At 59.7% G+C, this 19,265-nt stretch carries 16 protein-coding genes and 2 pseudogenes; 8 read left to right on the top strand and 10 right to left on the bottom strand.

The features are described from left to right. Window positions 1-33 precede the first annotated feature (33 nt). The 8 genes from fabI to gloB all read right to left on the bottom strand — a co-directional run bounded on the left by fabI (window position 34) and on the right by gloB (window position 10,882). On the bottom strand, window positions 34-828 hold the full coding sequence (gene fabI / locus VD17_RS17200) for an enoyl-ACP reductase FabI (RefSeq protein ID WP_008152082.1): 795 nt from the start codon (window positions 826-828) through the stop codon (window positions 34-36). Window positions 829-849: 21 nt separating this feature from the next. Further along, window positions 850-2,460 (bottom strand): ABC transporter ATP-binding protein, encoded by a 1,611-nt coding sequence (locus VD17_RS17195; RefSeq protein WP_046054814.1) that lies wholly within the window; start codon window positions 2,458-2,460, stop codon window positions 850-852. A gap of 1 nt (window position 2,461) precedes the next feature. After that, a complete protein-coding gene (locus VD17_RS17190; protein WP_046054813.1) occupies window positions 2,462-3,481 on the bottom strand; it encodes an ABC transporter permease in 1,020 nt (339 codons plus the stop codon). Between the two features lies 1 nt (window position 3,482). After that, window positions 3,483-4,556 carry a microcin C ABC transporter permease YejB gene (locus tag VD17_RS17185; protein WP_033054607.1) on the bottom strand — a complete coding sequence of 358 codons (1,074 nt, stop codon included), beginning with the start codon at window positions 4,554-4,556 and terminating at the stop codon, window positions 3,483-3,485. A gap of 4 nt (window positions 4,557-4,560) precedes the next feature. Further along, a complete protein-coding gene (locus VD17_RS17180) occupies window positions 4,561-6,402 on the bottom strand; it encodes an extracellular solute-binding protein (protein WP_046054812.1) in 1,842 nt (613 codons plus the stop codon). Continuing rightward, window positions 6,399-8,231: an extracellular solute-binding protein gene (locus VD17_RS17175; RefSeq protein ID WP_046054811.1), complete on the bottom strand. Its 1,833-nt coding sequence runs from the start codon at window positions 8,229-8,231 to the stop codon at window positions 6,399-6,401. The genes VD17_RS17180 and VD17_RS17175 overlap by 4 nt, the downstream gene beginning before the upstream one ends. A 329-nt stretch (window positions 8,232-8,560) precedes the next feature. Beyond that, window positions 8,561-10,015, bottom strand: coding sequence for a transglycosylase SLT domain-containing protein (locus tag VD17_RS17170; RefSeq protein WP_046054810.1), 1,455 nt, complete (start codon window positions 10,013-10,015; stop codon window positions 8,561-8,563). 99 nt (window positions 10,016-10,114) lie between these two features. Then, window positions 10,115-10,882 (bottom strand): hydroxyacylglutathione hydrolase, encoded by a 768-nt coding sequence (gene gloB, locus VD17_RS17165; RefSeq protein WP_033054616.1) that lies wholly within the window; start codon window positions 10,880-10,882, stop codon window positions 10,115-10,117. 65 nt (window positions 10,883-10,947) lie between these two features. Here gloB and VD17_RS17160 point away from each other — a divergent pair, with 65 nt between their 5' ends. After that, window positions 10,948-11,706: a class I SAM-dependent methyltransferase gene (locus tag VD17_RS17160; protein ID WP_046054809.1), complete on the top strand. Its 759-nt coding sequence runs from the start codon at window positions 10,948-10,950 to the stop codon at window positions 11,704-11,706. 92 nt (window positions 11,707-11,798) lie between these two features. Then, complete coding sequence (gene rnhA, locus VD17_RS17155) at window positions 11,799-12,251, top strand: ribonuclease HI (RefSeq protein WP_008152099.1); 453 nt, start codon at window positions 11,799-11,801, stop codon at window positions 12,249-12,251. A 67-nt stretch (window positions 12,252-12,318) separates the two neighbouring features. On the opposite strand, the pseudogene VD17_RS33135 reads toward rnhA, so the two are convergent. Both VD17_RS33135 and VD17_RS17150 read right to left on the bottom strand, forming a co-directional pair. Beyond that, a pseudogene (locus VD17_RS33135) lies at window positions 12,319-12,563 on the bottom strand (IS30 family transposase); the annotation flags it as partial. Between the two features lie 164 nt (window positions 12,564-12,727). After that, entirely contained in the window at window positions 12,728-13,645 is a 918-nt protein-coding gene (locus tag VD17_RS17150; protein ID WP_046054808.1) for a LysR family transcriptional regulator, read from the bottom strand. 81 nt (window positions 13,646-13,726) lie between these two features. Here VD17_RS17150 and VD17_RS17145 point away from each other — a divergent pair, with 81 nt between their 5' ends. From VD17_RS17145 to VD17_RS17125, 6 genes and pseudogenes are all read left to right on the top strand, one after another. Beyond that, window positions 13,727-14,965, top strand: coding sequence for a 3-hydroxyacyl-CoA dehydrogenase (locus tag VD17_RS17145; protein WP_046054807.1), 1,239 nt, complete (start codon window positions 13,727-13,729; stop codon window positions 14,963-14,965). After that, on the top strand, window positions 14,962-16,737 hold the full coding sequence (locus tag VD17_RS17140) for an acyl-CoA dehydrogenase C-terminal domain-containing protein (RefSeq protein ID WP_046054806.1): 1,776 nt from the start codon (window positions 14,962-14,964) through the stop codon (window positions 16,735-16,737). Before VD17_RS17145 ends, VD17_RS17140 begins: the two co-directional genes overlap by 4 nt. A 35-nt stretch (window positions 16,738-16,772) precedes the next feature. After that, window positions 16,773-17,936, top strand: coding sequence for an iron-containing alcohol dehydrogenase (locus tag VD17_RS17135; RefSeq protein WP_046054805.1), 1,164 nt, complete (start codon window positions 16,773-16,775; stop codon window positions 17,934-17,936). Further along, window positions 17,936-18,394, top strand: a complete 459-nt coding sequence (locus tag VD17_RS17130; RefSeq protein WP_046054804.1) for an acyl-CoA thioesterase — start codon at window positions 17,936-17,938, stop codon at window positions 18,392-18,394. The genes VD17_RS17135 and VD17_RS17130 overlap by 1 nt, the downstream gene beginning before the upstream one ends. A gap of 3 nt (window positions 18,395-18,397) precedes the next feature. Beyond that, window positions 18,398-18,517, top strand: a pseudogene (locus VD17_RS32615) (acetyl-CoA C-acyltransferase); the annotation flags it as partial. Between the two features lie 128 nt (window positions 18,518-18,645). Then, window positions 18,646-19,176: a RidA family protein gene (locus VD17_RS17125; protein ID WP_221174437.1), complete on the top strand. Its 531-nt coding sequence runs from the start codon at window positions 18,646-18,648 to the stop codon at window positions 19,174-19,176. Window positions 19,177-19,265 lie beyond the last annotated feature (89 nt).

The following is a 19,265-nucleotide window of genomic DNA, read 5'->3' as shown; positions in this document are numbered from 1 at the left end:
GGCTGACCATACATTTTATTGGCTGACCGAAGATTACTCTTCGAGGCTGCCCATGGCCGTGGTGTTGAAGCCACCGTCCACGTACATGATTTCGCCGCTGATGCCGGACGCCAGGTCCGAGCACAGGAAGGCGCCGGCGTTGCCGACTTCGTCGATGGTGACGTTACGACGCAGCGGGGTTTGCGCTTCGTTGGCGGCCAGCATCTTGCGGAAGTTCTTGATGCCGGAAGCGGCGAGGGTGCGGATCGGGCCAGCCGATACGCAGTTGACGCGGGTGCCGTCCGGGCCCAGGGAGCCGGCCAGGTAACGAACGCCAGCTTCCAGGGAAGCCTTGGCCATGCCCATTACGTTGTAGTTCGGCATGGTGCGCTCGGCGCCCAGGTACGACAGGGTCAGCAGGCTGCCGTTGCGGCCTTTCATCATTTCGCGGCCGGCTTTGGCCAGGGCCACGAAGCTGTAGGCGCTGATGTCGTGAGCGATGCGGAAACCTTCACGGGTGGTGGCTTCGGTGAAGTCGCCATCCAGTTGGTCGCCCGGGGCGAAGCCGACGGAGTGCACGATGCAGTCCAGGCCATCCCACTTCTTGCCCAGCTCAACGAAAACCTTGGCGATTTCTTCATCGCTGGCCACGTCGCACGGGAAGCACAGGTCAGGGTTGGAACCCCAGCTTTGTGCGAACTCTTCGACACGACCCTTGAGTTTGTCGTTCTGATAAGTGAAGGCAAGCTCAGCGCCCTCGCGATGCATGGCGGCAGCGATGCCGGATGCGATGGACAGCTTGCTGGCGACACCGACGATCAGTACGCGCTTACCGGCGAGAAAACCCATGTGTTGCTCCTCTCTTTCAGGTTATTGCGCAGTGGCTGGAGCCAGGAAAGCGGCTTCCAGCAACTGCTGTGTATACGGATGTTTGGGGGCCGCAAAAATACTTTGCGCGTCTCCCTGTTCGACCACTTGGCCTTGCTTGACCACCATCAGCTGGTGGCTCAGCGCTTTGACGACAGCCAGGTCATGGCTGATAAACAGATACGTCAGGTTGTACTTGGTTTGCAGTGAACGCAAAAGCTCCACCACTTGGCGTTGCACTGTCCGGTCGAGGGCCGATGTCGGCTCGTCCAGCAGAATCAACGCCGGTTTTAGCACTAATGCCCGGGCAATGGCGATTCTCTGCCGTTGCCCGCCGGAAAATTCGTGGGGGTAGCGGTGCCGGGTTTCCGGGTCCAGACCTACCTCCTTGAGTGCCGCAATAATCGCTTGTTCCTGTTCCGCCTCGGTGCCCATCTTGTGGATCCGCAGGCCTTCGCCGACGATCTGGCTCACGCACATCCGTGGGCTCAGGCTGCCGAACGGGTCCTGAAACACCACCTGCATCTCCCGACGTAGCGGTCGAACCTGTTGCTGCGTCAGGCAGTCTAGCTGCTTGCCTTCAAAACGGATGGCACCTTTGCTGCCGATCAGCCGCAAAATCGCCAAACCCAGTGTCGACTTGCCCGAACCGCTTTCTCCCACAATCCCCAGGGTCTGGCCCTGAGGCAGGCTGAAATTGATTCCGTCCACCGCTTTGATGTGGTCGACGGTCTTTTTCAGAAAGCCTTTCTTGATCGGGAACCAGACTTTCAGGTCCTCGACTTGCAGCAACGGCGGGCCGATTACATTGGTTGCCGGCTTGCCGCTGGGCTCCGCTGCCAGCAGTTCCCGAGTGTACGGATGCTGCGGCGCGCGGAACAGCTCTTCGCACGATGCCTGTTCGACGATGCAACCGCGCTGCATGACACATACGCGATGCGCAATTCTTCGCACAAGGTTCAAATCGTGACTGATCAGTAGCAGCGCCATGCCCAATCGGGCCTGTAATTCCTTGAGCAATTCGAGGATTTTAAGTTGAACGGTTACGTCCAGAGCGGTGGTCGGCTCGTCGGCGATCAGCAGTTCCGGCTCGTTGGCCAGAGCCATGGCAATCATCACCCGCTGCCGTTGGCCACCAGACAATTCGTGGGGCAGCGCCTTGAGGCGTTTCTCGGGCTCCGGGATGCCGACCATTTCCAGCAGCTCCAGCGTGCGCTTGGTCGCGACTTTGCCGATCAGGCCCTTGTGGGTGCTCAACACCTCGTTTATCTGCTTCTCGATCGAGTGCAGCGGATTGAGCGAGGTCATCGGCTCCTGGAAGATCATCGCGATCCGGTTGCCGCGGATGTGGCGGATGGTTTTCTCTTTCAGGCTCAGCAGATTCTGCCCGGAATACTCGATAGTGCCGGACGGATGCCGGGCGAGCGGGTAGGGCAGCAGCCGCAGGATCGAGTGCGCCGTCACCGATTTACCGGAACCACTTTCGCCCACCAGCGCCAGGGTTTCGCCACGCTTGATATCGAAGCTGACGCCTTCGACCACCCGTTGAACGCGCTCGCCGACGACAAATTCGACGGCCAGGTCGCGCACTTCGATTAGATTGTCCTGATTCATTTCACTTCCTCGGGTCGAAGGCATCGCGAGCGGACTCGCCGATGAACACCAGCAAACTCAACATCAACGCCAGCACGGCAAACGCGCTCATGCCGAGCCACGGCGCTTGCAGGTTGGATTTGCCCTGGGCCACCAGTTCACCGAGGGACGGCGCGCCAGGCGGCAAACCGAAGCCGAGGAAATCCAGGGCGGTCAGGGTGCCGATGGCGCCGGTCAGGATGAACGGCATGAAGGTCATGGTCGAAACCATGGCGTTGGGCAGGATGTGGCGGAACATGATCGCCCCGTTTTGCATCCCCAGCGCCCGCGCCGCACGCACGTATTCCAGATTACGCCCTCGCAGGAATTCGGCGCGAACCACGTCCACCAGGCTCATCCACGAGAACAGCAGCATGATCCCCAGCAACCACCAGAAATTCGGCTGCACGAAGCTGGCGAGAATGATCAGCAGGTACAGCACCGGCAGCCCGGACCAGATCTCCAGAAAACGCTGTCCGGCCAAATCCACCCAGCCGCCGTAGAAACCCTGCAAGGCTCCGGCAATCACGCCGATGATCGAGCTGAGAATGGTCAGCGTCAGGGCGAACAGCACCGAAATCCGGAAGCCATAGATCACCCGCGCCAACACGTCGCGACCCTGATCGTCAGTGCCCAGCAGGTTTTCGACGGAGGGTGGTGCAGGTGCCGGGACTTTCAGGTCGTAGTTGATGCTTTGATAGCTGTAGGGGATCGGCGCCCACAACACCCAGGCGTCTTTTTCCTTGAGCAATTCGCGGATGTACGGGCTCTTGTAGTTGGCTTCCAGCGGGAATTCGCCTCCGAACGCGGTTTCCGGGTAGCGCTTGAGCGCCGGGAAGTACCAGCCGTTGTCGTAGTGCACCACCAGCGGCTTGTCGTTGGCGATCAACTCGGCGCCGAGGCTCAGCCCAAACAGCAGCAGAAACAGCCACAGCGACCACCAGCCACGCTTGTTGGCCTTGAACAGTTCGAAGCGTCGGCGATTGAGAGGGGACAGATTCATCTCAATGCTCCCGGCTTTCGAAGTCGATACGCGGATCGACAAAGGTGTAGGTGAGGTCGCCGATGAGTTTCACCACCAATCCCAGCAGGGTGAAGATGAACAGCGTGCCAAAAACCACTGGGTAATCGCGGTTGATCGCCGCCTCAAAACTCATCAGCCCGAGGCCGTCGAGGGAGAAGATCACCTCCACCAGCAACGAGCCGGTGAAGAAGATGCCGATAAACGCCGACGGGAACCCGGCGATCACCAGCAGCATGGCGTTGCGGAACACATGGCCGTAGAGCACGCGGTGATTGGTCAGGCCCTTGGCCTTGGCGGTGACCACGTACTGCTTGTTGATTTCGTCGAGGAAGCTGTTTTTGGTCAGCAGCGTCATGGTCGCGAAGTTGCCGATCACCAGCGCCGTCACCGGCAATGCCAGGTGCCAGAAGTAATCGAGAACCTTGCCGCCCATGCTCAACTCGTCGAAGTTGTTGGAGGTCAGCCCTCTGAGCGGGAACCAGTCAAAATAGCTGCCGCCGGCGAATACCACGATCAGCAGGATGGCGAACAGGAACGCCGGTATCGCATAGCCGACGATGATCGCCGAACTGGTCCAGACGTCGAAGTGGCTGCCGTGTCGCGTGGCCTTGGCGATCCCCAGCGGGATCGACACCAGGTACATGATCAGCGTGCTCCACAGCCCGAGGGAGATCGACACCGGCATCTTTTCCTTGATCAGGTCGATGACCTTGGCATCGCGGAAGAAGCTGTCGCCAAAATCCAGCGTCGCGTAGTTCTTGATCATGATCCACAAACGTTCCGGCGCCGATTTGTCGAAGCCGTACATGTGCTCGATTTCCTTGACCAGCATCGGGTCCAGGCCCTGGGCGCCGCGATAGGCGGAGCCCGCCACCGAGACTTCGGCACCGCCGCCGGCAATGCGGCTGGTGGCGCCTTCGAAGCCTTCGAGCTTGGCGATCATCTGCTCCACCGGTCCGCCGGGGGCGGCCTGGATGATCACGAAGTTGATCAGCAAAATGCCGAGCAAGGTCGGGATGATCAGCAGCAGTCGCCGAAAAATATACGCCAGCATCTGATTACTCCGTGCCCGCAGGGTCGGCTTGCAGTTTGGTTTCGACTTCTACCGCCGGTTTGGCATCGGGCTTGACCCACCAGGTGTTGATGCCGATGTCGTACTTGGGTGAGATTTTCGGGTGGCCGATGTGGTTCCAGTACGCCACGCGCCAAGTCTTGATGTGCCAGTTGGGGATCACGTAATAGCCCCATTGCAGCACGCGGTCCAGCGCACGTGCATGGGCCACCAGGCTTTTACGCGAATCGGCGTTGATCAGTTGCTCGACCAACTGGTCCACCACCGGGTCTTTCAGGCCCATGGAGTTGCGGCTGCCGGGTTTGTCGGCGGCGTCGGACATCCAGAACTCGCGTTGCTCGTTGCCCGGTGAGTTGGACTGCGGGAAGCTGCCGACAATCATGTCGAAGTCCCGTGAACGCACGCGGTTGATGTACTGCGAGACGTCGACCCGGCGGATCACCAGGTCGATGCCCAGGTCACTCATGTTGCGCTTGAACGGCAGCAGCACCCGCTCGAATTCGGTCTGGGCCAACAGGAATTCGATGGTCACCGGTTTGCCAGTGGCGTCGACCATCTTGTCATCGACGATCCGCCAGCCCGCCTCTTGCAGCAGTTGATAGGCTTTGCGCTGTTGGGCGCGGATCATGCCGCTGGCGTCGGTCACCGGGTTCTGGAACGCCTCGCTGAACACCTGCTCGGGAATCTTGCCGCGGAACGGGTCGAGGATCGCCAGTTGATCGGCGTCCGGCAGGCCGCTGGCCGCCATTTCCGAATTCTCGAAATAACTGCGGGTGCGCGCGTAGGCACCGTTGAACAGTTGCTTGTTGGTCCATTCGAAGTCCAGCAACAGGGTCAGGGCCTGGCGCACGCGCATGTCCTGGAACACCGGGCGGCGCAGGTTGAAGACAAAGCCTTGCATGCCGGTGGGGTTGCCGTTGGGGATCTGTTCCTTGATCAACCGGCCCTCGGTGACCGCCGGAATGTTGTAGGCGTTGGCCCAGTTCTTTGCTGCCATTTCGAGCCAGTAATCGAACTGCCCGGCCTTGAGTGCTTCCAGGGCCACGGTGTTGTCGCGGTAGTAGTCGGTGGTCATCACGTCGAAGTTGTAGAACCCGCGGTTCGCCGGCAGGTCCTTGGCCCAATAATCCTTGACCCGCTCATAGCGCACCGAACGCCCGGCCTTGACTTCACTGACCTTGTACGGGCCGCTGCCCAACGGTATTTCCAGGTTGCCCTTGGTGAAATCGCGCGTCGCCCACCAATGCTTGGGCAACACCGGCAACTGGCCGAGGATCAGCGGCAGCTCACGGTTGTTGTTGTGTTTGAACTTGAACAGCACCGTCAGTGGATCTTCAGCGACCACTTCCTCGACATCGCTGTAGTAACCGCGGTACAGCGGCGCGCCATCCTTGATCAGGGTCTGGAAGCTGAACACCACGTCCTCGGCGCGCATCGGATGCCCGTCGTGGAAGCGCGCTTCGGGGCGCAGGTAGAAACGCACCCAGCTGTTGTCCGGGGATTTTTCGATCTTTCCGGCGACCAGACCGTACTCGGTGAACGGTTCATCCAGGCCCTGTTTGGCCAAGGTGTCGTAGATCATGCTGATGTCGTCGGCCGCGACACCCTTGTTGATGAAGGGGTTGAGGCTGTCAAAGCCGCCGAAACCGGCCTGACGGAAGATCCCGCCCTTGGGCGCGTCGGGGTTCACGTAATCGAAATGTTTGAATTCGGCCGGGTATTTCGGCGGCTCGTTGTACAGGGTCAGGGCATGTTGCGGGGCGGCACAGGCCAGCCCGGCAAACAACAGACCGCTGGCCTGCAAGAGCAGGGCGCGTACGGGTTTCATCGATCTTTCTCCGAAGATTTCAGCCACCATGCGCTCAGGCCCAACGTGTAGGGCGGCGTGGTGACGAAGGCGAACCGGTTGCGGTAGGCCAGGCGGTGATAATTGAGGTACCAGTTGGGAATGCTGTAGTGCTGCCACAGCAACACCCGGTCCAGGGCCTTGCCGGCGGCGACCTGTTCATCGCGGGTCTGGGCGGCGAGCAATTGTTCGAGTAAATGGTCGACCACCGGATTGGCAATACCGGCGTAGTTTTTGCTGCCCTTGACCCCGACCTGGCTGGAATGGAAGTACTGCCATTGTTCCAGGCCCGGGCTGAGCGTCTGGTTGAGGGTCATGAGGATCATGTCGAAATCGAACTGATCGAGGCGTTGCTTGTACTGGGCGCGATCGACCGTGCGCAGCCGAGCGTCGATACCGATGCTGGCGAGATTCTCGACGTAAGGTTGAAGAATGCGTTCCAGATTCGGGTTGACCAGCAGAATCTCCAACCGCAACGGTTGGCCAGCGGCGTTCTGAACGTGCTGGCCGCTGAGCTTCCAGCCAGCCTCGGCAAGCAGGCTCAGGGCCTTGCGCATGGTTTCCCGGGGGATGCCGCGCCCTTGGGTCTGCGGCAGGCTGAACGGCTCGGTGAAGAGCTTGGCGGGCAACTGATCGCGATAGGGCGTCAGCATCAGCCATTCATGGCCGACCGGAAGGCCAGTCGCGGAGAATTCGCTGTTGGGGTAATAGCTCATGGCGCGTTTGTAGGCGCCGCTGAACAGCGTGCGGTTGGTCCACTCGAAGTCGAACATCAGGCCCAGCGCTTCACGGACTTTGGTCTCGGAGAGGGCTGGGCGCCGGGAGTTCATGAACAGACCCTGGCTCTGAGTCGGGATCTGATGCGCGATTTGCGCCTTGATGACGTCGCCGCGTCGCACCGCCGGGAAGCTGTAGCCGTTTTCCCAGTTCTTCGCCTGGTGCTCGATATAGATGTCGAATTCGCCGGCCTTGAAGGCTTCGAACGCGACGTCGCTGTCGCGGTAGAACTCGACTTCCATGCGGTCGAAGTTGTATTTGCCGCGATTGACCGGCAAGTCCTTGCCCCAGTAATCCTTGACCCGTTCGAAAACGATCTGCCGTCCTGGCTCTACCGAGGTGATGCGATACGGTCCGCTGCCCAGTGGCGGTTCGAAGGTGGTGGCCTTGAAGTCGCGACCTTTCCAGTAATGCTGGGGCAGCACCGGCAATTCGCCCAGGCGCAGGATCAGCAACGGATTGCCGGCGCGCTTGAAGACGAAACGAATGCGCTGCGGGTTGAGGATGTCGACCCGTGACACTTCCTGAAGGTTGGTGCGGTATTGCGGATGGCCTTCCTTGAGCAGCAAGCGGTAGGAGAACGCCACGTCATAGGCGGTAATCGGCGTGCCATCGTGGAAACGCGCTTCGGGGCGCAGATTGAACACCACCCAGCTGCGGTCTTCGCTGTATTCCACCGATTGGGCGATCAGGCCATAGCTGGAGGTCGGTTCATCACCGGACGGCGCGTACTGGCCGGTGCCGACCATCAACGGTTCGTTGAGCTCGTTGATGCCGTATTGCAGGAAATTCGGCGTGGAAACCGGGCTTGAACCCTTGAAGGTGTAGGGATTGAGCGTATCGAAGGTGCCAAACGCCATCACCCGCAACGTACCGCCCTTGGGCGCTTGCGGGTTGACCCAGTCGAAGTGGGTAAATCTGGCCGGGTACTTGAGCGTGCCGAACTGCGCATAACCATGGCTTTCGCTGATCGTCGCACTTGCGGGGGAGCTCAAGGCCAGGCTGATCAGGAGCAGGAGGAGGGGACGCTTCAAGTCAGGGATCCGATCCAGGCGGCTTGGGCTTTGTGGCCCGTACAGTAACAGCTTGTATCGACAGGAAAAAGACGGGGCCTTAACGCGCCGTTAATTGCTGGCACGATAGCTCAGCAAGCCGCAGAACCCGTGGCGAGGGAGCTTGCTCCCGCTGGGCTGCGAAGCGGCCCCAAACCTGCGCCTCTATTATTTCTGACACACCGCATGTTCAGGGTTCAGGACTGCTTCGCAGCCCAACGGGAGCAAGCTCCCTCGCCACAGATACGCTTGCAGCCACACGAGACCTCAAATGGCAGGCAAAAAAAAGCCCCTCGAATCAGGGGCTCATTTTAGCGTGGGGAAGCTACCGTCAGCATCTGACCAGGCTTCAGCGCCTGGCCAACGCGCGGGTTCCAGCGCTTGAGGTGTTGCATTTCAACGTTAAAACGTTTGGCAACCATATACAGCGAATCGCCTTGCTGGACCTTGTATTGGGTCTGCGGCGTTTCCTTGACTGCTTTGCTGTTGGTTTTGCTGTTCGCCGCCACGACCGCGTTGACGCGACTACCGCTACGCTTGGTGGTGTCCTGCATCACCAGGGTCTGGCCGACCTTGAGGTTCTTGCCGGTCATCTTGTTCCAGCGCTGCAAGTCCTTGACGTCGACCTTGTTGGCCTTGGCGATGGCCGCCAGGTTGTCGCCACGTTTAACGCGGTAGGCGCGCTTGAGGCTGGCGATTTCAGATTCGTCTGCGCCTTCGAAGACCGGTTTAAGCTGCTTCTTGCTGATCAACTCATCAGGACGCATGGTCGACAGGCTGGCCGTCAGCAGTTGCGCCTTGGACGTTGGCACCAGCAAATGCTGGGGGCCATCGATGGTGGTGCGCTGCTTGAAGGCCGGATTGAGCTGGAACAGTTCGTCTTCGTCGATGTTAGCCACCGCGGCGACCTTGGACAGGTCCATGCGCTGGTTGATTTCGACGACCTGGAAATACGGTTCGTTGGCGATCGGGTTCAGGTTCACGCCGTAGGCTTCAGGTGCCAGCACCACTTGCGACAGTGCCAGCAGCTTTGGCACGTAGGCCTGGGTTTCGGCCGGCAGCGGCAGGTTCCAGTAATCGGTCGGCAAGCCGAGCTTTTCGTTGCGCTCGATGGCCCGGCTGACCGTGCCTTCGCCAGCGTTGTACGCCGCCAGGGCCAGCAGCCAGTCACCGTTGAACATGTCGTGCAGGCGGGTCAGGTAATCCATGGCCGCGGTGGTCGAGGCGGTGATATCGCGACGGCCATCATAGAAACGGGTTTGACGCAGGTTGAAGTAACGCCCGGTGGAAGGAATGAATTGCCAAAGACCCACCGCGTCGGACCGGGAATAGGCCATCGGGTTGTAGGCGCTTTCAATCACTGGCAACAGCGCCAGTTCCAGCGGCATGTTGCGTTCTTCAAGGCGTTCGACGATGTAGTGAATGTAGAGGCTGCCGCGTTCGCCGGCGTTTTCGAGGAAGGACGGGTTGCTGGCGAACCACAGGCGCTGTTGCTCGATGCGCGGGTTGACGCCCACGTTGTCCTGCAGCTGGAAGCCCTGGCGCATGCGCTCCCAGACGTCTTGTGGAATTTGTGGAGTCGGTTTTTCGCTGAGCCAGATGGGTTTCTGCTTGGCTCGAGCGGCGATATTCGGAGTGTGTGTCGCTTCGGTCTGCGGCACATGGCTGGAACAGCCCGCCAAAGTGGCGGACACAGCCACCGCAATGGCTTGAGCCAAGCGGGTCAATGCGTCTGAATTGATGGCTTTACGAATAGATGACGACATTGGCTGGAAGTAAGTTCCGGGCAAAAATGTCGGGCGATTCTAGAAAGCGTACCCCCTGCGGTCAACCATTCAGAACTTTTGTACCAACGTGATGGCTACTTAGAACTTATCTTTCCAAGCACGCAGAGCAGCAAAGACCGCACTCGGAGCCCGGTTTTGGGTTCCATTCCGTTCGTCCACTTTTTCTTTAACGGATGTTTCGTCGACACGCAAAAACGGGTTGGTCAGCTTTTCAAGCGCCAGAGTAGAGGGCAGCGTCATGATTCCGGCTTCACGTTGTGCGGTGACTTTTTCCAGACGTGCGGCAGTGTCCGGATTGCCTGGTTCGACCGCTGCGGCGAACTTCAGGTTGCTCAAAGTGTATTCGTGAGTGCAGTAGACCAGCGTATCTTCAGGCAGCGCGGCGAGGCGCGTCAGTGAGGTATGCATTTGCTCGGGCGTGCCTTCGAACAAGCGTCCGCAACCGGCAGCGAACAGGGTGTCGCCGCAGAACAGCAAACCATGATGGTAATAGGCGATATGCCCCAGGGTGTGGCCGGGGACGGCAAAGACATCGAAGTCCCAGCCCAGCACGCTGACGCGGTCGTTGTCCTTGAGGGCCACGTCCCGCAGCGGAATGGTTTCGCTGGCCGGACCGTAGACTGTCGCGTCTGTCGCTTTTTTCAGCTGCTCGACGCCGCCGACGTGGTCATGATGATGGTGAGTGATCAAAATATCACTCAACACCCAACCCGGATGCGCGGCGAGCCAGGCCTGCACTGGCGCGGCATCGCCCGGGTCGACCACTGCACAGCGCTGGGTGCGGTGGTCTTGTAACAACCAGATGTAGTTGTCGGTAAAGGCGGGCAGGGCACTGATCTGTATCATCGTCGGATTCGCCAAGCGGAAAACAATGGCGCATCTTAGAACTTCCTGGCGCGTTGGAGAATGCAATGACCGATAAAGCGTTCGCTCAGGCTGATCCTGAATGGCTGACATTGATCAGCGCGGCCCGAGAATGGCTGTCCGGCCCCATCGGGCAATTTCTGCTGGACGAAGAACGTCGCATGCTCGAAGACGAGTTGGGACGGTTCTTCGGTGGCTACCTGGTGCATTACGGTCCGTCGGCCCAAACGCCGCCGTCGGCGCCGCAAGTCCAGCGCAATGTGCGGCTCGGCGCGCCATTGCCGGGTGTCGAGATCGTCTGCGAAGAGCAGGCGTGGCCTTTGAGCGAGCATGCCGCCGACGTGGTGGTGTTGCAGCATGGGCTGGATTTCTGCCTGTCGCCCCATGGCCTGCTGCGCGAAGCGGCGAGCAGCGTGCGGCCCGGCGGGCATCTGCTGATCGTCGGGATCAACCCCTGGAGCACTTGGGGCTTGCGTCACGTTTTTGCTCACGACGCCATGCGCAAGGCTCGCTGCATCTCCCCGTCGCGAGTCGGTGACTGGTTGAACCTGCTGGGCTTCGCGCTGGAGAAACGCCGCTTCGGGTGCTATCGTCCGCCGCTTGCGTCACCCGCCTGGCAGGCTCGTCTGGCCGGTTGGGAGCGCAAGGCCGGTGACTGGCAACTGTCGGGTGGCGGCTTCTATTTATTGGTTGCGCGCAAGATCGTGGTGGGCCTGCGGCCCGTCCGTCAGGAGCGGCGCGAACCGATGGGCAAGCTGATTCCATTGCCGATGGCCAAGGTCAATCGTCGCCGCATCGATCCGTAATACACTTTTTATTTTCCCGGCCGGGTTTGCCCCGGCCTCGGGCATCGTCGATCACCGATCGGCGAGCCACCGCATTTTCTGGATAGATTGGCATGAGCGATAGCGTAGAACTCTTCACTGACGGCGCCTGTAAAGGCAATCCTGGCCCAGGCGGCTGGGGCGCTTTGCTGGTGTGCAAGGGCATTGAAAAAGAACTGTGGGGCGGCGAAGCCAACACCACCAACAACCGCATGGAGCTGATGGGCGCGATCCGTGGCCTTGAAGAACTCAAGCGCTCCTGCGACGTGCTGCTGGTCACCGACTCGCAGTACGTGATGAAAGGCATCAACGAGTGGATGGACAACTGGAAGAAGCGCGGCTGGAAAACCGCCGCGAAAGAACCGGTGAAAAACGCTGACCTGTGGAAGTTGCTGGATGAGCAGGTCAATCGCCACAACGTCACCTGGAAATGGGTGCGCGGGCACATCGGTCACCATGGCAACGAACGCGCCGACCAATTGGCCAACCGTGGCGTGGATGAAGTGCGCGGTTACAAACAAGCCTGACTTTGGTTGATCGTTTCCACGTGGAGCGCGGGAACGATCAGCGCCGGCACTGCTATGTACAGTGAGTGGCTATGGAACGGATCGAGTTACCTGCCACCACCGCACGCGAAATCTCTTCGCGCTCAGCGCCAATCTGTGCCTTCGCCGTACAGCGGGTCTGATACCGCCTGTTTCCGCCAAGATGCGCTGTATCGATGAGTGGTTTCGTTCAAATAGTTGGGCGATCTGCTGGAGAGAGTCGCCTTTCTGCCAGGGATCCCACATCAGTTTTTTCTGGCTTTCGGTGTAATAGATCCGAGGTCTCTGCTTCATCTGCACGCTGCTAGGGCGAGCAGCCTCTCCCATTAGCCGTGAGATCAGACACAACGGTGGCCAGGGAGGCTACCGGGCTAATCGGGCTGCCTGGGATCGCGTCCATCGACCTAAGGTCTGCAAGCTTTTTGAGAACCAAGCGGCATGGCGGTCATAGCGATGGCTCAGGACGGCTGAATCGTCAGGATCTGCGCCTTCAACCAGGCCAACGCAGGGTCGTGCTGGCGACTCGCCAAGTGCACCAACTCAAGCTCGAATGGCGGCAGTGCGAACGGCAGCTCATGCAGCTCCAGGGGCAGCAGCCTGGCAAACTGCTGCGCCAGTTGCGTCGGCAATACTACGCCGAGGTCGGTCGCTGCCACCAAATGCGCGGCTTGCAGGTAGTTGGGCGTGGTATAGACGATCTGCCGCGCCAGGTTCTGTTCTGCCAGCCATTGATCGACCATGCCTCGGGTTTGGCCGCCATGCACCCAGACGTGGCGCAGTTGCAGGAAACTGTCCAGATCCAGACCATCAATTAATTGCACATGACCCTGACGCACCGCTACCCGTAACGTTTCGCTGCGCCAGAGCTGACGGGTAAAACGCGCCGGTATCTGGTCAAAACGTCCCAGCACCAAGTCCAGCTCGCCACGGTCCAGCGCCTCGACCGGCAGGCTCGGAGTCAGATGAGCGACATCGATGCGCAGGTGCGGTGCCCGCGTCTGCAGGCAGGCCAACAGTGATGGCATGCACATTTGTTCGACAAAATCGGTCAGGGCGATACGCAACTGTCGATGGCTGCGTTGAGGGTCGAATGCATCACCCGTGGCCAGGGTTTGTTCGATCTGCTGCAAGGCCGCGCGAATCGGCCCTTCCAGCGCCAATGCCCGAGGGGTAGGGCACATGCGCCGCCCGACGCGCACCAGCAGTGGATCACCCAGCACATCACGCAAGCGCGCCAAGGCGTTGCTGACGGTGGGTTGAGTCAGCGCCAGACGTTCGGCCGCGCGCGAGACGTTCTGCTCTCGCAGCAGCATGTCAAAGACACGCAGCAGGTTCAGATCGAAATTTGAAGTATTCATGCTGCAAATATATGGCATATGAAATCGAAATTTCAAAAATACTTGAAGTCTGCTTACGGTGACCGCTGTTCATTTTTCCTAGATGCAGGAGCGCCACGTTTGAGCACCACTTTCGATATACAAAAGGTCGCGGTCATCGGCGCTGGCACCATGGGCCGGGGCATTGTCGTCAGCTTGGCCAGCGCCGGGTTGCCGGTGCTTTGGCTGGAGAGCAATGTCCCGACACTCGACGCGGGCCTGGCAATGATTGAACAAACCTGGTCGCAGCAGGTTGGCAAAGAGCGCATCACCCAAGTGGAGGCTGACGCCAACCTGAGGCGTGTAACGCCTGTGCAAGATTACGCTGCGCTGGCCGAGGCGGATCTGGTGATCGAAGCGGTGTACGAAAGCCTGGAACTCAAACAAAAAATCTTCCGTGAGTTGGATGCGCAGCTCAAGCCGCAGGCGATCCTGGCCAGCAATACGTCGGCACTGGACATTGACGCCATTGCGGCGGTCACGGGGCGACCGCAACAAGTACTGGGTCTACATTTCTTCAGCCCGGCCCACATCATGAAACTGTTGGAAATTGTCCGCGGAAAGCACACGAACAGCGCGGTGCTGGAAGCTGCTCGGGTGCTCGCCCAGCGGACTGGCAAGGTGGCGGTGGTGGCGGGCAACTGCCCCGGCTTCATCGGTAATCGCATGCTGCGTAACTACGTGGCCGAGGCGAGGAAGTTGCTCCTCGAGGGCGCGTTGCCGCATCAGGTGGACGAGGTGTTGCAACAATTCGGTTTCGCTATGGGGCCGTTCCGCATGTATGACGTGGTCGGCATCGACCTGGAATGGCGCGCCCGTCAACTGGCAGGGCACGGCATGGAAGATCCCCTGGTACAAATCGACAACGCCTTGTGCGAATTCGATCGCCTGGGTCAGAAGTCCGGCCAGGGTTATTACCGCTATGCGCCCGGTAGCCGCCGGGCCGAGCATGATCCATTGGTCGACGAGCTGGTGCTCAAGGTGTCCCAAGGCCTGGGTTATCGCCGCCGCGAGATCGATGCACAGGAAATCCTCGTTCGCTGCCTCCTGGCGCTGGTCAACGAGGGTGCAAAAATCCTCGAAGAAGGTATCGCTGCCAGCAGTCATGACATCGATCAGGTCTGGCTGAACGGCTACGGCTTTCCGGCTGAAACCGGCGGGCCGATGCACTGGGCGGATGAGCAGGGCATGAACCCAGTGCTGGCTCGACTGGAGCATCTGCAAGGCGTTCTCGGTGAGCACTGGCGCCCCGCAGCACTGATCCACCAATTGATGGCCAACGGCAAACGTTTTGCCGATGTCGTGGACGCCCGGGCATGAACTATCAAGCACCCCTGCGCGACATGCGCTTCGTATTGCATGAACTCTTCGACGTCACTGGCCACTGCGAACAGCTGGGTGTCGAACTGGACCGCGACACCCTTGAAGGAGTTCTTGAAGAGGCCGGACGTTTCACCGGCGAAGTCATTGCACCGCTCAACCGCAACAGTGACGAGCAAGGCTGCCAACTGCTCGGGACTGAGGTCAGCACGCCGGACGGTTTCCGCGATGCCTATCGCCAATACGTCGACAATGGGTGGGCGAGCATGACCGGGCCGATGGAGTACGGCGGCCAAGGATTGCCGAAAATGGTCTCGGCTTGTGTGCACGAGATGCTGATGGCGGCGTCATTGTCGTTTCGTATTTATTCCGGCCTGACCGAGGGGGCAGTGCTGGCCGTGCATTGCCATGGCAGTGAGGCGCTCAAGCAAGCCTGGCTGAGCAAAATGGTCAGTGGCGATTGGACCGGCACCATGTGTCTTACCGAGCCACAGGCAGGCACTGACCTGGCGTTGCTGCGCACCCGTGCGCAGCCTCAGGCCGACGGCAGCTATCTCATCACTGGCAGCAAGATTTTCATCAGCGGCGGCGAGCACGACCTGACCGATAACATCATTCATCTGGTGCTGGCCCGTCTGCCCGATGCGCCGGCGGGTGTGAAAGGCATCAGTCTGTTTCTGGTGCCGAAAATCCTCACCGACGGCCGGCGCAATGCGCTGAGCTGTGGCGCGCTGGAACACAAGATGGGCATCAGGGGGGCTTCGACCTGCGTCATGAATTTCGACGGTGCCCAGGGCTGGCTGGTCGGTGAGCCGAACCAGGGCCTGTCCTGCATGTTCACCATGATGAACGATGCGCGATTCCAGGTCGGGTTGCAGGGGCTGGGGATCGCTGAAGCAGCTTTCCAGGGCGGCCTGGCCTACGCCCGCGAACGCCTGCAGTCGCGTTCGCTGACCGGTGCAGTGGCGCCGGACAAGGCCGCCGACCCGATCATTGTTCATCCGGATGTGCGCCGCATGCTGCTGACGCAGAAGTCCCTCACCGAAGGCTGCCGGATGCTGGGCGCCTACACCGCACGGCAACTCGATCTCGAGCACGCTGCGCCAGAGCCCGATGATCGTCGGGCAGCCATGCGCCGCGCTGCGCTATTGATCCCGATCGTCAAAGGGTTCTTCACCGATGTCGGCCAGGAGGTCGCCAGCCTCGGCGTGCAACTGTATGGCGGGCATGGCTACATCCGCGAATGGGGTATGGAACAGTTGATGCGTGACAGTCGCATAACCCAGCTCTATGAAGGCACCAATGGCATCCAGGCGCTGGATTTGGTCCGGCGCAAGCTGATAGGCGATGGTGGTGCCGAATTGCACGCGCTGGTCGATGAGCTCGCTCAGCACGTCGAGGCTGCAGGCCATCAACCACGGTTGCAGGAAATGGCGTGCGCAGTCAGTCAGCGTCTGGAGGAATGGCGGGCGTTGGGCAAGACCATCATCGAGGCCTGCCAGCGGGATCCGCAGGAAATCGGCGCGGTCTCTGTGGACTTCCTGGCGTATTCGGCTTACGTCCTGCTGGCCGGGCTCTGGCTGCAGGCAGCGGTTCGAGCTGGCGAAACCCTGACTGACGGGACCGGTGAAAGCGCCTTTTATCAAGCCAAGTTGCAGACCGCTGACTTCTACTGGCGGCGCGTATTACCCCGTGCAAGCGCACACCGGGAAGCATTGCTGGGTGGCGCGAGCTGCCTGATGGCGATGCCGGCGAGCGACTTCAGTTGCTGATTGCAGACGTATTACAAAAATCAGGAGTCGCTGACATGCAGCCTTTCAGCTTTGCCACTACGGCGCAGATTCTCTGCGAAACCGGCGCCGCGCAGCGTCTTGCCAATCTGTGCGGCGAGCGCGGCGCGCGCCGTGTATTGATAGTCACCGACCCGGGTATTGCTCGCCTGGGCATGCTTGATGATGTGTTGCCTGGTTTCACCCTCGCAAAAGTTGCCGTGGCGATCTTCAGTGACGTGACGGCGGATCCGAGCCAGGCCTGCGTGCTTGCCGCCGTGGAACGGGCACGGCATATCGGTGCCGACCTGATCGTCGGCTTCGGTGGCGGCAGTTCGATGGACGTGGCCAAGCTGGTCGCGCTGCTGGCGCATCCGCAGTGCGACCAGCCGATCACCGAGCTGTACGGCGTCGACAGGGCCAAGGGACGGCGCCTGTCGCTGATCCAGGTGCCGACGACCGCCGGGACCGGCTCGGAGGTGACACCGATCGCGATTGTCACCACCGGTGACACGACCAAGATGGGCGTTGTCTCGCCGCTGCTGCTGCCGGATCTCGCCGTACTCGACGCCGTCTGTACGTTAGGCCTGCCGCCGGCCGTGACGGCGGCCACGGGCATTGATGCCATGGTGCATGCGATCGAGGCCTACACCAGCAAACTCAAGCGCAATCCGCTGTCCGGCCTGTTGGCGCGAGAGGCGTTACGGCTTTTGGCCTCCAACCTCGACCAGGCCGTGTACAACGGCAGTAACCTGGCCGCGCGTCAGGCAATGTTGCTGGGTGCCTGCCTGGCCGGCCAGGCATTTGCCAACGCGCCGGTGGCGGCGGTGCATGCGCTGGCGTACCCGCTGGGCGGGCACTTTCACATTCCTCATGGGCTGGCGAATTCGCTGGTGCTGCCTCATGTGCTGCGCTTCAACCTGCCGGTAGCGATGGCGGACTACGCCGAACTCGCTCTGCCTTTGCTGGGGAAAAGGCTGCAGGCAGGTGATCGCCAGAGTCGTGCCGAAGAATTTGTCTCTGAATTGGCGCAATTGGGATCTCGTTGCGACTTACCGACAAGGCTGCGTGATGTCGGCGTTCCCAGAGAAAGCCTGGTCCAACTGGCCAATGACGCGATGCAACAGCAGCGCCTGCTCGTGAACAATCCGCGCGCACTCACCGAAGCCGACGCGTTGGCCATCTATGAAGCGGCTTACTGATGACAGACCTCAGACATCGCGTCAGCTATCGGCACTTCACAGCCATCACCACCCGTTGGCACGACAACGACGTGTATGGACACGTCAACAATGTCGTCTTTTACGGTTTCTTCGACAGTGCCGTGAACAGCGTGCTGATCGAGCATGGCGGGCTGGATATCCATGTTGGTCCGGTTATCGGCCTGGTGGTGAGCTCCGGCTGCGATTACCACGCGCCGGTGGCGTTCCCGGAGCCCATCGAGGTGGCGCTGGCGGTAAGCAGACTGGGCAACAGCTCAGTGCATTATCAGCTTGCGGTATTCCGTGAAGGCCAGGCATTGGCCTGTGCGACCGGGCGTTTCGTGCATGTGTTTGTTGACCGTCTTCAACGCCGCCCGGCTCCGATTCCTGAACGGCTGCGCCTGGCACTGAGCGAGCTGGTTGGCGACTGCCTGCCGTCTTCAAAGAAAGGAACTTGAACCGTGAAAGACGCGGTGATTGTTTCCACCGCTCGCACGCCGATCGCCAAGGCTATGGGTGGCGCATTCAATGACCTCAAGACTCCCGGCATGACGGCCATTACCATCGCCAGTGGATTAGATGTCCGCTGTTGATAAATTCCTGTTCCAGGCAGGTCTACACTTTTCGAGTAATTAAATAAATCTATAGTCCGGTTTAGTTAGCCGCTATATTTACATGGTTTTAATTATTGCAAACTTAAGGAGTCAGAATGCGATTATCCTCTGCATTGAATGGATTTAACTTTGTATTTCGCCGATATGCACGATTGGGCATGGGGGCTGCTCTCCTGATACTGATCGAACCCAGCTCTGCCAATGAAGCGGTTTCGCAGCCTTCTCCTACGTTCTCTAATCCACCCTTGATTCACAGGCCCGCTGGATACTCGCATGTTGTAGAGGTGCCTGCCGGGCTCCGGACCGTTTACGTTGCGGGGCAACTAGGGCTGGATGTTCATGGAAAGTTGGTTGGAGAATCGGGTGATTTTAAAGCACAGGCACATCAAGCATTTGAAAATATTAAAATTGCACTGGCGTCGGCTGGAGCAGACTTTGATGATGTGATCAAGATGAACATGTATTTAACGGATATCAGTCACCAGCTTCCCGAGTTGCGAGAAGTTCGTGACGCCTATGTAAATATACATAATGCGCCGGCCTCGACAACCGTCGAAGTGAGTCGGCTGGCTTTACCCGGCGCACTTTTCGAAATCGAGGTGGTTGCGGTTTTACCGGCTCAGTGATCACCTGGGAATAAAAGTTCAGTCGGTCCTTGATGTTGTTGCAATGTCAATGTAGAGAGGTGTTGGTTTGTTTGGTTTAAACCTGCGCT

Source organism: Pseudomonas fluorescens (genome assembly GCF_000968015.1).
Lineage (GTDB): Bacteria > Pseudomonadota > Gammaproteobacteria > Pseudomonadales > Pseudomonadaceae > Aquipseudomonas > Aquipseudomonas fluorescens_W.
Note: the sequence above shows the minus strand (reverse complement) of the source record. Positions and strands in the feature narration are given on the sequence as shown.

What these genes read in the sequence shown, in the direction of transcription:
- VD17_RS17130 (WP_046054804.1), top strand. Translation starts at nt 17,936, where the DNA reads ATGACAGACCTCAGACATCGCGTCAGCTATCGGCACTTCACAGCCATC.
- rnhA (WP_008152099.1), top strand. Translation starts at nt 11,799, where the DNA reads ATGAGCGATAGCGTAGAACTCTTCACTGACGGCGCCTGTAAAGGCAAT.
- VD17_RS17190 (WP_046054813.1), bottom strand. Translation starts at nt 3,481, where the DNA reads ATGAATCTGTCCCCTCTCAATCGCCGACGCTTCGAACTGTTCAAGGCC.
- VD17_RS17125 (WP_221174437.1), top strand. Translation starts at nt 18,646, where the DNA reads ATGCGATTATCCTCTGCATTGAATGGATTTAACTTTGTATTTCGCCGA.
- VD17_RS17195 (WP_046054814.1), bottom strand. Translation starts at nt 2,460, where the DNA reads ATGAATCAGGACAATCTAATCGAAGTGCGCGACCTGGCCGTCGAATTT.
- gloB (WP_033054616.1), bottom strand. Translation starts at nt 10,882, where the DNA reads ATGATACAGATCAGTGCCCTGCCCGCCTTTACCGACAACTACATCTGG.
- VD17_RS17135 (WP_046054805.1), top strand. Translation starts at nt 16,773, where the DNA reads ATGCAGCCTTTCAGCTTTGCCACTACGGCGCAGATTCTCTGCGAAACC.
- VD17_RS17185 (WP_033054607.1), bottom strand. Translation starts at nt 4,556, where the DNA reads ATGCTGGCGTATATTTTTCGGCGACTGCTGCTGATCATCCCGACCTTG.
- VD17_RS17180 (WP_046054812.1), bottom strand. Translation starts at nt 6,402, where the DNA reads ATGAAACCCGTACGCGCCCTGCTCTTGCAGGCCAGCGGTCTGTTGTTT.
- VD17_RS17150 (WP_046054808.1), bottom strand. Translation starts at nt 13,645, where the DNA reads ATGCCATATATTTGCAGCATGAATACTTCAAATTTCGATCTGAACCTG.
- VD17_RS17140 (WP_046054806.1), top strand. Translation starts at nt 14,962, where the DNA reads ATGAACTATCAAGCACCCCTGCGCGACATGCGCTTCGTATTGCATGAA.
- VD17_RS17160 (WP_046054809.1), top strand. Translation starts at nt 10,948, where the DNA reads ATGACCGATAAAGCGTTCGCTCAGGCTGATCCTGAATGGCTGACATTG.
- VD17_RS17170 (WP_046054810.1), bottom strand. Translation starts at nt 10,015, where the DNA reads ATGTCGTCATCTATTCGTAAAGCCATCAATTCAGACGCATTGACCCGC.
- fabI (WP_008152082.1), bottom strand. Translation starts at nt 828, where the DNA reads ATGGGTTTTCTCGCCGGTAAGCGCGTACTGATCGTCGGTGTCGCCAGC.